The sequence below is a fragment of the Bradyrhizobium sp. CCBAU 11434 genome, assembly GCF_028128895.1.
Classification (GTDB): domain Bacteria; phylum Pseudomonadota; class Alphaproteobacteria; order Rhizobiales; family Xanthobacteraceae; genus Bradyrhizobium; species Bradyrhizobium zhengyangense.
Genome location: NZ_LBJX01000102.1, coordinates 182,377 through 197,111 on the forward strand (window position 1 = coordinate 182,377; position 14,735 = coordinate 197,111).

The 14,735-nt window shown below is 63.7% G+C and carries 18 protein-coding genes and 1 tRNA gene; 11 read left to right on the forward strand and 8 right to left on the reverse strand.

From position 1 onward, the window contains the following. Positions 1 to 142: 142 nt before the first annotated feature. Entirely contained in the window at positions 143 to 556 is a 414-nt protein-coding gene (locus tag XI06_RS38120; protein WP_271607683.1) for a hypothetical protein, read from the forward strand. An 11-nt stretch (positions 557 to 567) separates the two neighbouring features. On the opposite strand, the gene rplT is transcribed toward XI06_RS38120, so the two are convergent. Further along, entirely contained in the window at positions 568 to 927 is a 360-nt protein-coding gene (rplT, locus tag XI06_RS38125) for a 50S ribosomal protein L20 (RefSeq protein WP_027561620.1), read from the reverse strand. A 90-nt stretch (positions 928 to 1,017) separates the two neighbouring features. Next, entirely contained in the window at positions 1,018 to 1,218 is a 201-nt protein-coding gene (gene rpmI / locus XI06_RS38130) for a 50S ribosomal protein L35 (RefSeq protein ID WP_027535561.1), read from the reverse strand. Between the two features lie 274 nt (positions 1,219 to 1,492). Between rpmI and XI06_RS38135 the strand changes: the two genes are divergently transcribed. Further along, positions 1,493 to 1,891: a hypothetical protein gene (locus tag XI06_RS38135; protein ID WP_271607684.1), complete on the forward strand. Its 399-nt coding sequence runs from the start codon at positions 1,493 to 1,495 to the stop codon at positions 1,889 to 1,891. A 62-nt stretch (positions 1,892 to 1,953) separates the two neighbouring features. Here XI06_RS38135 and infC read toward each other — a convergent pair whose 3' ends face one another. Continuing rightward, positions 1,954 to 2,493, reverse strand: a complete 540-nt coding sequence (gene infC, locus XI06_RS38140) for a translation initiation factor IF-3 (RefSeq protein WP_148778009.1) — start codon at positions 2,491 to 2,493, stop codon at positions 1,954 to 1,956. A gap of 251 nt (positions 2,494 to 2,744) precedes the next feature. On the opposite strand from infC, the gene XI06_RS38145 reads away from it, so the two are divergent. Next, positions 2,745 to 3,545, forward strand: a complete 801-nt coding sequence (locus XI06_RS38145; RefSeq protein WP_271607685.1) for an alpha/beta hydrolase — start codon at positions 2,745 to 2,747, stop codon at positions 3,543 to 3,545. Positions 3,546 to 3,618: 73 nt separating this feature from the next. Then, positions 3,619 to 4,086, forward strand: a complete 468-nt coding sequence (locus XI06_RS38150) for a nuclear transport factor 2 family protein (RefSeq protein WP_271607686.1) — start codon at positions 3,619 to 3,621, stop codon at positions 4,084 to 4,086. 3 nt (positions 4,087 to 4,089) lie between these two features. Here the strand turns inward: XI06_RS38150 and XI06_RS38155 are convergent, their stop codons facing one another. From XI06_RS38155 to XI06_RS38165, 3 genes are read right to left on the reverse strand one after another with little or no spacing between them, the layout of a single operon-like run. Further along, positions 4,090 to 4,878 (reverse strand): acyl-CoA thioesterase domain-containing protein, encoded by a 789-nt coding sequence (locus tag XI06_RS38155; protein WP_271607687.1) that lies wholly within the window; start codon positions 4,876 to 4,878, stop codon positions 4,090 to 4,092. Positions 4,879 to 4,922: 44 nt separating this feature from the next. After that, positions 4,923 to 6,104 (reverse strand): tRNA epoxyqueuosine(34) reductase QueG, encoded by a 1,182-nt coding sequence (queG, locus tag XI06_RS38160; RefSeq protein WP_271607688.1) that lies wholly within the window; start codon positions 6,102 to 6,104, stop codon positions 4,923 to 4,925. Further along, positions 6,053 to 6,745 (reverse strand): glutathione S-transferase family protein, encoded by a 693-nt coding sequence (locus tag XI06_RS38165; protein ID WP_237860784.1) that lies wholly within the window; start codon positions 6,743 to 6,745, stop codon positions 6,053 to 6,055. The genes queG and XI06_RS38165 overlap by 52 nt, the downstream gene beginning before the upstream one ends. Before the next feature lie 169 nt (positions 6,746 to 6,914). On the opposite strand from XI06_RS38165, the gene XI06_RS38170 reads away from it, so the two are divergent. The 3 genes from XI06_RS38170 (at position 6,915) to XI06_RS38180 (ending at position 9,883) form a co-directional block, all read left to right on the forward strand. Continuing rightward, the gene (locus XI06_RS38170; protein WP_237860782.1) at positions 6,915 to 7,721 is read left to right on the forward strand and encodes an undecaprenyl-diphosphate phosphatase; all 807 of its coding nucleotides are present in this window, start codon (positions 6,915 to 6,917) and stop codon (positions 7,719 to 7,721) included. 92 nt (positions 7,722 to 7,813) lie between these two features. Beyond that, entirely contained in the window at positions 7,814 to 9,139 is a 1,326-nt protein-coding gene (locus tag XI06_RS38175; protein WP_271607819.1) for an FAD-binding oxidoreductase, read from the forward strand. Positions 9,140 to 9,142: 3 nt separating this feature from the next. Further along, positions 9,143 to 9,883: an SDR family oxidoreductase gene (locus tag XI06_RS38180; protein ID WP_271607689.1), complete on the forward strand. Its 741-nt coding sequence runs from the start codon at positions 9,143 to 9,145 to the stop codon at positions 9,881 to 9,883. 42 nt (positions 9,884 to 9,925) lie between these two features. Here the strand turns inward: XI06_RS38180 and XI06_RS38185 are convergent, their stop codons facing one another. Beyond that, positions 9,926 to 10,891 (reverse strand): complex I NDUFA9 subunit family protein, encoded by a 966-nt coding sequence (locus XI06_RS38185; RefSeq protein WP_237860776.1) that lies wholly within the window; start codon positions 10,889 to 10,891, stop codon positions 9,926 to 9,928. 138 nt (positions 10,892 to 11,029) lie between these two features. On the opposite strand from XI06_RS38185, the gene XI06_RS38190 reads away from it, so the two are divergent. From XI06_RS38190 to XI06_RS38200, 3 genes are all read left to right on the forward strand, one after another. Next, positions 11,030 to 11,116 (forward strand) — tRNA-Leu (locus XI06_RS38190). A 230-nt stretch (positions 11,117 to 11,346) separates the two neighbouring features. After that, positions 11,347 to 11,556, forward strand: coding sequence for an addiction module protein (locus XI06_RS38195; RefSeq protein WP_271607690.1), 210 nt, complete (start codon positions 11,347 to 11,349; stop codon positions 11,554 to 11,556). Beyond that, the gene (locus tag XI06_RS38200; RefSeq protein WP_237860772.1) at positions 11,557 to 11,757 is read left to right on the forward strand and encodes a type II toxin-antitoxin system RelE/ParE family toxin; all 201 of its coding nucleotides are present in this window, start codon (positions 11,557 to 11,559) and stop codon (positions 11,755 to 11,757) included. Positions 11,758 to 11,874: 117 nt separating this feature from the next. Here XI06_RS38200 and XI06_RS38205 read toward each other — a convergent pair whose 3' ends face one another. Then, positions 11,875 to 13,146: an MFS transporter gene (locus tag XI06_RS38205; protein ID WP_271607691.1), complete on the reverse strand. Its 1,272-nt coding sequence runs from the start codon at positions 13,144 to 13,146 to the stop codon at positions 11,875 to 11,877. Positions 13,147 to 13,402: 256 nt separating this feature from the next. Here XI06_RS38205 and XI06_RS38210 point away from each other — a divergent pair, with 256 nt between their 5' ends. After that, positions 13,403 to 14,728, forward strand: a complete 1,326-nt coding sequence (locus XI06_RS38210; RefSeq protein WP_271607692.1) for a UbiA family prenyltransferase — start codon at positions 13,403 to 13,405, stop codon at positions 14,726 to 14,728. The last annotated feature ends 7 nt before the right edge of the window (positions 14,729 to 14,735 follow it).

Sequence of the window (14,735 nt, forward strand, 5' to 3'; positions counted from 1 at the left end):
CCTTGCTGCCAAATTCGGCTGGGTTGTCGCCGCCCGAAGGGCGTAACGTCAAGCAAAAAGCCGGTCATTCGTGCTCTGAGCGGCTGGGTTGAACCTCGCGCGGGGACCCGGCACCAAGACAGGATACGAGGAGACCCTTGCGATGCTTTCGAAATGCTCTTTGGCCGTCTTGGCCGTCGTTCTGTCGGTCGCCGCCACGCCTGCGCGCGCCATGGTCTGCATGGACACATCCATGACGCTGGACGAGGTCGTCGACACCATCGGCAGCCAGAAGGGCTGCGAAAGCGCGATGAAGGTCTTCAAAGATTGCGAGCTGACCGCGAGCGGCGACGTCCAACTCGGCGCTGCCGTCGAAAAGAAGTGTGAGGCGGACTTCAAGCCCGGCCTCAGTGCCGCGCAGACACAGGCCTACAAGCGCGAGATGCACGCGTGCGACATCAAGTACCGGAACAAGTCCGGCACCATGTATCTCTCGTTCACGGCATTCTGCCGGGCGGAGGTCGCCCAGCGCTACTCGCAGCGCGCGCTGAAGGCTGCGGGCCAGAAGACCCGCTAGCGCAGGCCTTATCAGGCCGCGAGCGCAGCCTTGGCCTTCTCGGCGATCGCCTGGAACGCCGCGGGCTCGCTGATCGCGAGATCCGACAGTACCTTGCGGTCCACGGTGATCCCGGACTTGGCCATACCGTCGATAAATCGGCTGTAGGTCAGACCGAACGGACGAACCGCAGCATTGATGCGCTGGATCCAGAGCGCGCGGAAGGTGCGCTTCTTGCGCTTGCGGTCACGGAAGGCGTACTGCTGGGCCTTCTCCACGGCCGGCTTGGCGGCGCGGATGGTGTTCTTGCGGCGGCCATAGAAGCCCTTGGCGGCCTTGTAGACTTTCTTGTGCTTGGCGTGGGCGGTCACACCGCGTTTGACGCGAGACATGACAAAAATCCTTCAGAGATGACTTTGTTTTCGGATCGCCGCGAACGACGCGGCGGAGATGGCAATGATCTTCGACGTCCTTGGACGCGATCAGGCGTTCGGCAAGAAGTACTTCTTGACGTTATCGCCGTCGGTCTTGAACAGCACGCTGGTGCCGCGAAGCTGACGGATCTGCTTCTTCGTCCGCTTGATCATGCCGTGACGCTTGCCGCGGTGGGCGAACATCACTTTGCCGGTGGCAGTCACCTTGAAGCGCTTTTTAGCGCCCGATTTGGTCTTCAGCTTGGGCATTTGGCTCTCCTAATGGCCAAGGAAATCCGCCCGCGAAGGCGGCTTGGCCGTCAAAAATGCTCGTTAGAGCGTTGATTGTGCTCAGGTTTTTGCGACAAAGCGCGAAACCCGCACGAAACACCGCCACGGCAGCCCTAAATCAGCCGGGCGATGAAGGCCGGGCTTATGACAGAGAACGGGCGAATTGGCAACGATGAACCGTTGCAGCCTGGCCGCCGACTATTCGGGATTGATACTCTCATTTCCTAGCCGCATCGCCCGGAGCAGGACCAAAATGGCCTATTTTTCCCAGTCGATTTTGTCTGTTGTCACTCGTCCGCGCAGTCTTGTGCTCTTCGCCACTTTTGCCACGGCCGCCGTTCCGTCGGCTGCCGATGCCCGCATCGGTGGCTATGACGGCGTCTGGAATGTCACCTTCGCCACCACCCGGGGCGCCTGCAGCTCGGGCTACAGCGTCCCCTTCACCGTCACAGGCAATCGGGTGTCGTCGGCCGGCGGCGGCCGGGTCTCCGGCACTGTCAATCGCGGCGGCGCCGTCGCGGTCCAGGTGTCGGTCGGCGCCTCCCACGCCAGCGGCGGCGGCCGGCTCGGCGGCGCAGCCGGGGCTGGCTCGTGGAAGGGTGTCATTTCCGGCGACCAGTGCAGCGGCACGTGGCAGGCTTCGCGAGCCTGAAAAAAAACGGCCCGCCGGAGATCCGGACGGGCCGTTGAAATTTCGGCTCTTGCGCGCCGGCGTCAGCGAGGCGCCAGCACCATGACAACCTGACGGCCTTCGAACCGGGCGTCCTGCTCGACCTTGGCGAGCTCGGCGACGTCGGTCTTGATCTTGTCCAGCAGCTTGGTGCCGATCTCCTGGTGCGCCATTTCGCGGCCGCGATAACGCAGGGTGATCTTGACCTTGTCGCCCTCTTCGAAGAACCGCAGCATCGCGCGCATCTTCACGTCGTAATCGTGATCGTCGATCATCGGGCGGAGCTTGATCTCCTTGATCTCGACGGTCTTCTGACGTTTGCGGGCTTCGGCGGCTTTCTTCTGGGCGGAATACTTATACTTCCCGTAGTCCATGATCTTGCAGACGGGAGGGCTGACATTTGGCGAGATCTCGACCAGATCCATGCCGGCTTCCTGGGCCATCTTGATGGCAAGCATCGTCTCGACGGTGCCTTTGTTGTCACCGGTCTGATCGATCAGCTGGATCTGCGCATTGCGAATATCATCATTGATGCGCGGCCCGTCTTTGGCGGCAGGGGCTGGGGCTCTATTGGGACGGCGAATGGGTGGTTCTCCAAAGCTGTGAAAGGAAGCGGCTATTTTGTAGGAAGATGCGTTTGCCGGCAAGCAAGTCGCCCGTGTGAGAGCGAAAAACCCTCAAATGCGAGGCATTTTGGTCACGCCCATCGGCACGGTGCACGACATAGACACCTTGCCCCTCTTCCGCAAGCGTCCCAAAGGGACAATACCAAGATAGGGTTGCCTCGCGGAATGCGCCTCAGGACCTCAAACCTCACAACAAGAGTAAACGTTCCATGACCCCAGCAATTCCCGATGCCGTGCTCGACTTCATCGATGTTGGCGAGGGTCCCTCAGCGCGCCGGATCGCGGTTCGCCATCGCGCCGGCCAAGGGGCTGGTCAAGGGCCCGGCGTCGTCTGGCTCGGCGGCTTCAAGTCGGACATGCAGGGCGGCAAGGCGGTGGCGCTGGACGGCTGGGCCGGCGAGCATGGCCGCGCCGCCGTGAGGTTCGACTATTCCGGTCATGGCGAATCCAGCGGTGATTTCGCCGATGGAACCATCGGCAGCTGGCTCGAGGACAGCGTCGCGGTTTTCGAGCGCTTCTGCACCGGCCCGCAAATCCTGATCGGCTCTTCCATGGGCGGCTGGATGGCGCTGCTGCTCGCGCGCGAGATCAAGAAGCGTTCCGGCAGGGCCTCGCTGGCGGGCCTGGTGCTGATCGCACCGGCGCCCGACTTCACCGAGGAACTGATGTGGAAGAATTTCTCGCCCGAGGTGAAGCAGGAAATCGAGACCAAGGGCTTTTGGCTCAGGCCGTCCGAATATGGCGACGGCACGCCCTATCCGATCACGCGCAAGCTGATCGAGGAGGGACGCAACCATCTCGTGCTCGGCAGCGCCATCGATCTCGGCTGTCCGGTCCGCATCCTGCAAGGGGCGAAGGATCCTGATGTGCCGTGGCAGCACGCGTTTGCTTTGACCCACCGCCTGCCGGCCGACGACGTCGTGCTGACCCTGATCCAGGACGGCGATCACCGCCTGTCCCGCCCGCAAGACATCGCGCGTATTCTTGCCGCGGTGGCGGAGATCGGGTGAGGTGTTGCGCAGCACTCGGTGTCATCGCCCGCGAAGCCGGGGCATGACCGAGAATGGGGAAGGAGAATCGCCAATGACCACCACCGCCATGCTGCGCGCCTTCTGCGACGCCGTCGAACAGCGCAACGGTGGTGCCTTCGCTGACCTCTTCACCGAAGACGGCATCTATCACGACGTGTTCTACGGTGCCTTTGCAGGGCGCGAAAAAATCGCGGCGATGATCGACGACTGGTTCTATCGCACGGCGACGGATTTTCGCTGGGACATGCACGATCCCGTGTCGGACGGCACCACGCTCTATGCGCGCTACACTTTCAGCTACAAATCGACTCTGCCGGACGCGAACGGCGCGCGGGCAATGTTCGAGGGCGTCGCGATCATGACGCTGAAGGGCGGCAAGATCGTGAGCTATCACGAGGTCGCCAACACCGCGCCCGCCTTCGTCGATCTGAAGTTTGCACCCGAGCGCATTGCGAAGATCGTCGGCAAGCAGGGCGCGGAGCTGAAGGCGCGGCCGGAGATGCAAAGGCATTTGGAATGATGGCTAGGGCGGCGGCACCTTCGCCATCGGCTTGCGCTGCGCCAGTGCAGCGACCGTCGCGGTGCCGATCGGGCCTTGCTCGTCATAGAGCCAGCATTCGCCGATCGCGACGCCAGCAGTCGCCTGGTGGTTCACCACCTCGAAGCCGATCCAGTTCGTCACCGGCAGGCGGTGCAGATAGATCGTGACGTCGCTGTTGATGTAGCCGAGCCCCTTGTCGCCGGCATTGGCAAAGGGGCTCGCGAAATCAGCGCCCGTGGCAACATGCACGAATGGCGTCATCGGCACGCCAGCAACCAATTCGCGCACCTCGCTCATCCAGAGCCGGCGCGCTCCCAGCGAGCCCATATGGCCGACAATGGGCCGCGTCGTCCATTTGCCGTTCATGCCGAGCCTGGGATCGGTGGGCTTTGGAATGTCCGACGGATTCGGCACGTCCCAGTTCGGCGGGGACCAGACATTGCCGTCCGGATTCTGCGTCTTTCGCAGCAGCTGGCACGAGGCGCGCGCCATGCTGACGCCGCCGGAAATGAACTCCGCCTCGACCACGCGGATGCGCAGCCCATCACGGACGAGCCGCGTCGTCACTTCAATCGGCTTGTCGATGGTCGGCAGCCGAAACATGTCCACAGTCAAGCGCGCCGGCACGAATTCAGGGCCGGAATGGCGCTCCTCGATGGCAAAGCCGAGCAGACCGATAATGACGCGTCCGTGCAGCGATTTCGGGTCCCAGGGGCCGTTGGCCACTTCCGTCGGATGGAATGTATCGCCCTCGCGGGTGAAGAAAGGCATGTTTGTTGTCATGGCGCGCGACTTTGCGGGAACGCGCAGGGAAATCAAGTCTGGGAAGCGGCTCGCCATTCCTCGCAGACGCTCTCGTCGCGCTCATTCGCGAGAGCAGTTGCCCTTGCTTCCGCGAAATCATTCGGTGGCAGCAAATGCCCCAACGCCCATACCGCAGCGCCACGCACCAGCGGGCTCGCATCATCGAGCAATCGCCGCGCTTCCGCCGCCAACGCAACTTCTCCGGAGTTGCCAATCGCGATCAGCACATTGCGCAAGAAGCGATCACGACCGATACGCTTCACCGGTGACTTCGTGAACAGCGCCCGAAACGCCGCGTCGTCGAGCCGTGAAAGTTCAGCAAGACCGGGCGCACGCAACTCATCCCGCGCGGCGAGTTTTGCTTCGCGCCCCTCTTGCGCGAACTTGTTCCAGGGACACGCCGCAAGGCAATCATCACAGCCATAGATGCGATTGCCGATGGCCTTGCGAAACTCCTGCGGGATCGGCCCCTTGTTCTCGATGGTCAGATACGAGATGCAGCGCCGCGCATCGAGCTTGTAAGGCGCGGGAAACGCGGCGGTCGGGCAGATGTCGAGGCACGCCTGGCACGAGCCGCAATGATCGATCTCGGCGGAATCGCGCGGCAGTTCGAGCGTGGTGTAGATCGCGCCGAGAAACAGCCATGAGCCGAATTCGCGTGAGACGAGATTGGTGTGCTTGCCCTGCCAGCCCAGATGCGCAGCTTGCGCCAGTGGCTTCTCCATCACCGCGGCGGTGTCGACGAACACTTTGACCTCGCACGGCGCAGTCGCGACCAGCCAGCGCGCCAGCGCCTTCAGCCGCTTTTTGATGAGGTCGTGATAATCGTCGCCCTGCGCATAGACCGAGATCGCGGCGTGCGCGCGCTGCTTCAGGATCGCGAGCGGATCCTGGTCGGGGCCGTAATTGACGCCGAGCATGATCACGCTGCGCACGTCGGCCCACAGCCCGCGCGGATCGACGCGCCGCTCCGGCTGGTTCGCGAGCCAGTCCATGTCGCCATGGCCGCCGGCAGCGATGAATTCGAGAAAATGCGCGCCGGCCGTCTCGATCGTGCCTGGCTCGGTGATGCCGATACAGTTGAAGCCGAGCGCGCGCGACTCGCGCGTCAGGGCCGCCTTCAGTTCAGTCGGATCGGTCGTCAGAAATCCAGGTCCACGTAGGTCCGCGACGCCGGCACGCCGGCCAGCCATTCGCTCAGCAGCGGGCGGAACGACGGGCGGGATTTCACCCGCGCGTACCACGCCTTTGCTGCGTCGTCCTCGCTCCATGGCACGTCGCCGAGATAGTCGATCGCCGAGAGGTGCGCCGCGGCGGCGAGATCCGCGTAAGTGAGCCGGTCGCCGGCGAGGAAGTTACGCGTTTGCGCCAGCCAGCCGATATAGGCCAGATGATAGCGCACATTGGCCTTGGCTGCGCGCATCACGTCGGCCGAAGGCGGGCCGCCGCCATTGTCCTCGCTCATGAAGCGCTTGTAGATCCGCTCGGTGACGAGCGGATGCGAGACTTCCTCGAAGAACTTTTCGTTGAACCACGCCATCAGCCGGCGCACCTCGACGCGCTCGGCGATCGTCTCAGGCATCAGGCGCTTGGGTCCCATCTCGGCGCCATAGGCCTCGTCGAGATACTCCGCGATGATGGCCGCACCCGGGATCGGCGGCTGCTCGTCGTCCACCAGGACAGGCGTCGTGCCCGCCGCGTTGAGCAGCAGAAATGCCTCGCGCCGTTCCCAGCTGCGCTCCTCGGCGAGCTTCAGTTCGAGCCCGTATTCGCCCGCGATCAGGCGGATGAAGCGCGAATGCGGGCAGAACGGATGATGAAACAGCGTAAACATGAAGCCTTTGACTATTTGATGGTGCTTAAGAATCCATCAATGTTTGTGCGGCGCCACACTAGTCCTTCAAATGAGCGAGGCAAGGGCGCGTTAGCGCATTTTGCGATTGCGAGCGAGGGGCGAATAGGCGAGAAGAGCCCCGCTTTTCCAGCGGAAATGGACCGTAAATATGTCAGATGCAATACGGGCAGTGATCCTCGGCATCATCGAGGGTGTGACCGAGTTCCTTCCCGTGTCCTCGACCGGCCACCTCCTGCTGGCCGAGCGCTTCTTCGGCCTCGGCGAGGGTGCGTTCTGGGATTCGTTTACGGTTCTGATCCAGCTCGGTGCGATCCTCGCGATCGTCGGGCTCTACTTCAAGAAGCTGTGGGACGTCGCAATCGGCATGTTCACGGGCGATGCCTATGCGCGCCGCTTCGTGATCGGCGTGCTGGTGGCGTTCCTGCCCGCTGTCGTCGTCGGCCTCATCGCCGGCAAATACATCAAGAGCATGTTGTTCAATCCGTGGGTGGTGTGCTTCTCTCTGATCGTCGGCGGCGCCATCCTGCTCTGGGTCGACAGGCTCGATCTCAAGCCGCGCGAGCATGATGCCACCAAGTTTCCGCTGCTGACGTATCTCTATATCGGCATCGCGCAGTGCGTGGCGATGATCCCGGGCGTGTCGCGCTCCGGCGCCAGCATCGTCGCCGCGATGCTTCTGGGCGCGGACAAGCGGGCGGCGGCGGAGTTCTCGTTCTTTCTCGCCATCCCCACCATGATCGGCGCGTTCGCCTATGATTTCTACAAGAGCCGCGCCGAGATGACGATGGACCACATGGGTATCGTCGCGATCGGTTTCGTGGTGTCGTTCATCACCGCGATCATCGTGGTGAAGAGTTTCCTGGAATACGTCACTCGCCACGGTTTCGTGGTCTTCGCCTGGTGGCGCGTCATCGTCGGCACGCTCGGCCTGATCGCGCTGGCGCTGGGCCATTAACCTTTGCTGACGGGCCTCAACGCAATATCAGCTTTTGACCGCTAGGCAGTTTGCGGGGCAGGGCGGCGCGCGCCCTGCAACGGAGCTGTATGATGACCCTCGTCAGCGGCTGGGGGCGCTTCCCGGTCGTCGATACCGAAATGCTGCGGCCGCGGTCGTTCGAGGCCGTGGGAGAGGCTGTCGTTGCCGGCTCCGTGGCGCGGGGCAATGGCCGCGCCTATGGCGATGCCGCGATCGGTGCTGCCAGAACCATCGGCATGACGGCGTTCGACCGGGTGAGGTCGTTCGATCCGACGACGGGCCGCATTCGCCTCGAAGCCGGCGTGCTGCTGTCCGACCTGATCGATACCTTTGGCCCGCGCGGCTTCCTGCCCTTCGTGGTGCCGGGCACGCGCTTCGTCTCGGTCGGCGGTGCCATCGCTGCCGACGTGCACGGCAAGAACCATCATTGCGAGGGCGGTTTCGGCCGCTATGTCGACAGCATTCTGCTGCGCACCGGGCAAGGCGAGACCATCGAAGTCTCGCGCGAGCAGAATTCCGATGCCTTCTTTGCGACCGTCGGCGGCATGGGCCTCACCGGCGTGATTCTCGAAGCGACGATGCGGCTGCGCTCTGTCGAGACCGGCTGGATCCGCGAGCGGGTGATATCCGCGTCCGATCTCGATGCCGCCATGCGTGCGCTCGAGGCCGGCGATTCCGCGACCTATTCGGTGGCGTGGATCGATTGCGTCGCGCGCGGGCGTAACCTTGGCCGCTCGTTGATCTATCTCGGGGAGCACGCCGGCAGGGACGAGCTTGCCGAAGGCGCCGCGGTGTTTCCCGTCGGCAAGGCTCCCGGGCTCGCGGTGCCCCTCGACCTGCCGTCGATCACGCTCAATCGCTACAGCATCGGCGCCTTCAACGAGCTCTATTACCGCATGGGGGCGCGGCGCGCCGGCGGCGACCGTGTGGTCTCGCTCTATCCGTATTTCTTTCCGCTCGACAGTCTCAGCGACTGGAATCGCATCTATGGGCGGCGCGGCTTCCTCCAGCATCAATGCGTGATCCCCGAAGCTGGCTCGCGCGAGGTGCTCGGCGACATCCTCGATCGCGTCGCAAGGCGCGGCGATGCATCGTTCCTCGCGGTGCTGAAGAAGCTCGGTCATGGCGAGGGCCTGCTGTCGTTTCCGCTGCCTGGCTATACGCTCGCGCTGGATTTCCCGGTGAAGGGCGACATCCTGAATTTCCTCGTCGAGATCGACCGCGTGGTCGTCGCCGCCGGCGGCAGGCTCTATCTGGCGAAGGATGCGCGCCAGTCGCGCGCGACATTCGAGGCCGGCTATCCGGCGCTGCCGCGCTTCAAGGCGATCCGCAAATCGCTCGATCCTGCCTGCAATATCCGCTCAAAATTGTCACAACGCCTGTTCGATGAGGTTTAAGCCGTGACGTCACGCATGTCAGTTCTGGTGCTCGGTGGCTCCTCCGATATCGGCCGCGCCGCCGCGCGCGCCTTTGCCAAGGCCGGCTACGATGTCGGTCTCGCAGGCCGCGATGCCGCCGCGCTCGAGCCTGACGCCGCAGACCTGCGCGCGCGCTACAACATCGAAGCGAGCACACGGACCTTCGACGTGCTCGACACCGCGTCTTTCGACGGCTTCGTCGCCGGTCTTCCTGTCTTGCCTGACGTCGTGATCTCGATCGTCGGATTGCTGGGTGTGCAGCAAAAGGCCGAGAGCGACCTCGCCCACGCCACCACGATCATGCGCTCCAACTATGAGGGACCGTCGCTGATCCTCGGCCTGTTCGCCGAAAAATTCCTGAGCCGCGGCAATGGCACCGTTGTCGGCGTCTCGTCGGTGGCGGGCGATCGCGGCCGCGCCTCGAACTATGTCTACGGCTCGGCGAAAGCGGGCTTCTCCGCCTTCCTGTCGGGCCTGCGCGCCCGCGCCAGCCGCGGCGGCGTGCATGTCGTCACCGTCAAGCCGGGCTTCGTCCGCACCAAGATGACTGAAGGCATGAAGCTGATCGGCCCGCTCACCGTCGAAGCGCCGGTGGTTGGCGATGCGATCTTCAATGCCGTCGAGAAGAAGACCGACGTCGTTTACGTCAGCGGCATCTGGCGCCTCGTGATGCTCATCATCAGGATGCTGCCGGAGGCAGTGTTCAAGAAGCTGAAGTTTTGACGACGTTGCCGCCGCGACGGAGGTCTGCTCCCTAAAAGATCCCTACACGCCCATGCGCTGGAACTGCCCCTGCGGGCGGAAGCGCCAGAGATATTGCGGGGCGATCGCTTCCAGCGAATCCGGGGTGATGCCGAGACCTTCCAGCGTCAGGCCTGCGGCCTTCGCCGCATCCGACACGACATTGTCGCGCTCGAGCAGCGTGACCTGGTCCGGCGTCAGCTTGAACGCGCCCGGCGCGAATTGCAGGAAGGCGGCCTTGAGCCGGGCAAGCCCGAACGACAGCGGCACCAGGGTGCGCTCACGATCGGTGATTGCGAGGATCGCCTCGATGATCTCGCGCATGGTCAGCACCTCAGGCCCGCCGAGCTCGTAGGTCGCGCCCGCCTTGGCCTTGCCGTCGACGGCGTCCGCGATCGCGGTGGCGACGTCGCCGACATAAACAGGCTGCATCCTGGTCGCGCCGCCGATCAGCGGCAGCACCGGCGACATCCGCGCCAACGCCGCGAAGCGGTTGGTGAACTGGTCCTCGGGGCCGAACATCACGGAGGGACGGAAGATCGTGGCCGACGGCACGGCAGCGCTGACTGCGGCCTCGCCGGCGGCCTTGGCCCTGGCGTAGTGCGAGGGCGAATCAGCGTCGGCGCCGATCGCCGAGACATGCACCAGGCTGGCGCCCGCTGCGGCCGCCGCCTTGGCGACGGTCTCGGCGCCCTTGGCCTGAACGGCGTCAAAGGTCTGGGCACCGCCTTCGGTGAGGATACCGACCAGATTGATCACGACATGCGAATCACGCACCGCCGCCTCGACCGATCCGGGGTAGCGCAAATTGGCCTGGATGGTGTGGACCTGGCCGACCTTGCCGGAGGGCTGGAGGTAGCCGGCTAGTTCCGGCCGTCGCACCGCCACCCGGATCCGGTAATCGCGCCGGCAAAGCGCGCGGACGACATTCCGGCCCAAAAACCCCGATCCGCCGAAAACCGTGACGAGAGTTTCCAGATTCGATGCCATGGGGTCCATTCCTGCGGAAGAGTGCGAGATATCAGGCTTGTATCGGGGCGGTGTGCGATGCGCAATCGGCATCCAGAACCATGAATTGACAACGGCGTCACCGAACCGTAGTAACCGCCTCCGTGCCCCAAACGGCATGCCCAGGTGGTGGAATTGGTAGACGCGCTGGCTTCAGGTGCCAGTGGCTTAACGGCCGTGAAGGTTCGAGTCCTTTCCTGGGCACCATTTATCCCTTGTGGATGCCCCTCAAGGCGCAGTCCCAAGGTTGGCGAGCGGTCACCCGAGATGGCGCCAAAGGCGCTTGGTGCGCAACAATGTTGCGGAATCGATCCATAAATCGATTTGTGCTCGGAGACGCCTCCCCCTTCCCGCTGGTCGCGGTAACAACGATATTGGTATCGACGGGTTCGTGAGGATTTTGATTTCGTTGGCGAAGGGCCAAGGGGATTCGGACGATGGCAACGCTCGACATTAGTCGTTTGACGCCTAAGGAACGGCTCGACCTCATCGGCGAGCTCTGGGACAGCCTCTCTGCGACCGACGTGCGGCTGACTCCGGCGCAGGAGGCTGAACGCGACCGTCGGCTTGCGACTTTTGACGCGGACCGCAGCGAAGCGATTCCCTGGGAAGATGTTGAAGCCGAGCTTGATCGCCGGTCGCGATAAGTGGCCAAGATCCTTTTTACGAAGGCGGCACGAGGCGACCTCGCCGATGCCGTCAGCTGGTACGACACCCACGCTCCGCAGGTTGTGCCGCAATTTCGGGACGCCTTGCGCGCGGCGCTGATCCGGGTCGCGGACAATCCAAAGCAGTTTCCGCTGGCCTACAAGGACGCGCGCCGCGCTTTGCTTCGACGTTTCCCCTAAATCCTTGTGTTTCGTGAAACGCAAGATGCTGTTTATGTCATTGCGGTGTTTCACACGAGCCGCGATCCCCTGACTTGGAAGCGCCGCTCGTAGCGTCTCCACCACGGCTAGGCGCCCTCAGACGACACTCCTCCCAGCCCGGTCCGCCACCGATTTCTGCACAAAATACATCGCCACCAGCGTGATGATCGTGGTCGTGACGACGACGTAGCCGATCCGCTCGAAATGCAGCAGCGAGCCATCCGGCTGCTGCGAGATGATCGCGGCCGCGAGCACCGAGCCGAGGCCGCCGGAGAGCTGCTGCAGCGAGGCGCTGATCGCGCTGAACGAGCCGCGCTGGGTGGGATCGGGGATCGCCGATATGATCGCTTGCGACGGGATCATGCGCGAGAAGATGCCGACGAACATCAGCACATTGACGGTGATCGCGGTCACCAGCGAGACGTGGCCGAGATGGGTGTAGATCAGCACCATCAGCACGGTCATCGCGCAGCCGAACACGAAGGTCGGGTATTTACCGAAATTGTCGGCCGCGCGGCCGACCATCGGTCCGGTGACGATGCTGAACAGGCCGGAGACCAGGTAGATCGTCGGCAGATGCACGATGTCGATGCCGATATTGTTCACGGTGAAGGCGCTGGAATAGGGCATCAGCATGTAGCCGCCTGTCGCCAGCAAGGTCGTGACCGCGAAGGCCAGCGTGTAGCGCGGCTCGCTGACCGTCGCCACCAGATGGTGGAACGGGTTGCGGTCCTGCTTCAGCTTCAGATGCGCATCGACCGGCTCCATCGCGAAGGCGATGATGCCGATCGACAGGATCGACAGGCCGACGATCGCAAAGAAGCAGACATGCCAGCTCCAGTGATTGGCGAGGAACAGGCCGGCGGGAACGCCGAGCACCTGGCTCGCGGCGAACGCTGTCTGGACAAATCCCATCACGCGGCCGCGCAACTGCAGAGGAAACAAATCGGTGACGATGGCGAGCACGATCGAGCCGATCACGCCGCCGAACAAGCCGGTCACGATGCGGCCAAGCAGCAGCACATGATAATTCTGCGCCAGCGCGCACAGCAGAGTCCCGAGCGTGAAGCCGGCATAGAAGAACAGCAGCAGGCGCTTGCGGTCGAAGCGATCGGCAAAGCCGGCGGCGAGGATGCCCGACAATCCGGCGCTGAACGCGTAGGCCGACACTGCGACGCCGAATTGCCCGGCCGTGATGTTGAGCGAGGGCATCATGATGGCGCCGAGCGGCGACATGATGATGAAGTCGAGAATGATCGTGAACTGCGCAAAGGCGAGCAGCGCCACCAGAAGCGACTGGTAGCGCGAAAAGCCGCGCCGGCGTTCATGCTGATCGTCGATCGGCGCGGCGAGCGTCTGGTCTGTCATGGCACCTGATGCGTATGAGAAACCGGGCTCAGATAGGGTGGGCGCCGCCGATTTCCACGGGCGCAGGCCTCAGGTTCCGCTGGTATATCCAGCGTGCGCCGGATTGTGGGATCCCTGCAACAGCCGGCAGCCCGGCCCCTTTGCCGGCAGGGTTAAGCCGCCCTTAGCCAATGCCGCCTAGGCTCGCGGCCGTCCTTTTCCCGCTCCCCGCTAGCCCTTGGGTCGGTCGTGTCGCGGTAAGTCAGAGCGTTTTCGGATGGAGCAACCTGCCTGGCAGTACGATCGGAGTGAGGCCGCGCCGCAGGCGACGGCGGCACCGGCTCGTACCCTCGTCATCGATCTCGAAGGCGCCCTGCTACGCTCGGAATTGCTGATGGAGGCGCTGTTCTCCAGCCCCGCCCGCATGCTGGCCCGTTTCGGCGCGCGCGGACGTCCGGGCATGGCGGCACTCACGGAGGTTTTGGCACGCGCCAAGCTCGACTACGCCCACCTTCCCTATGATGCCGATGTGCTGAACCGGGCGCTGGCGGCGCGGGCGCGGGGCGCGAAGGTCTTTCTGGTCGCGGGCCGCTTTGCCGACCAGGCGGCTGGCATTTCGGCGCATCTCGGCTTCGACGGTGTCGTGACCCCGGCTGCTCTCGCGGCCGGTGACAATCTGCCATTCGACCGCGCCGCGATCGAGCGCATCGACTACGTCACCAGCGATCGCGCCAGCCTCCGAATCTGGGCGAAGGCGCTGCGCCTCTATCAATATGCCAAGAACACGCTGGTGTTCGTGCCCGTTCTCACCGCGCATCAGGTGAACATCGCGACACTCGGCACCACGCTGCTGGCATTTCTGGCATTCTCGGCCTGTGCGTCGGGCGCCTATCTGATGAACGATCTGCTCGACCTCGCCGCCGATCGCCAGCATCCGACCAAGCGCCACCGTGCGCTGGCTGCGGGTGACCTCAAGATCTCGTCGGCGCTGTCGGCGATTCCCGTGCTGTGGCTGTTCGCCTTCGGTGCGAGCCTTTGCATCTCCTTGACCTTCCTCGGCGTGCTCGTCGCCTATCTCGTCACCACCATCGCCTATTCGCTGGTGCTCAAGCGCAAGATGCTGGTCGACGTCGTCACGCTCGCCGGCCTCTATTGCCTGCGCATCGTCGCCGGCGCCGTCGCCGCCGGCGTCGTGCTGTCGGAATGGCTGATGGTGTTCTCGCTGTTCGTGTTCACCTCGCTGGCGCTGATCAAGCGTTTCAGCGAGCTCAGCATGCGCCAGGGCGAGGGCCTTGCCGATCCCTCCAACCGCGACTATCGCATCAGCGATCTGCACATCATCGCCGCGATGGCAGCGGCGAGCGCGATGAATGCGGTGACGGTGTTTGCGCTCTACGTCTCGTCCTCGGCGGTGACGCCGCTCTATAGCCGCCCCTGGATGCTGTGGCTGCTCGCCCCGCTGCTGCTCTACTGGTTCGGCCGGGCCCTGATGATCGCGCATCGCCGCGAGATGCCTGATGATCCCATCATCTACGCTTTCCGTGACGGCGCCAGCCGCGCCACGGTCGCGGCGATGGTCTGCATCATGCTGGCGGCGATCTGAGCCGTTG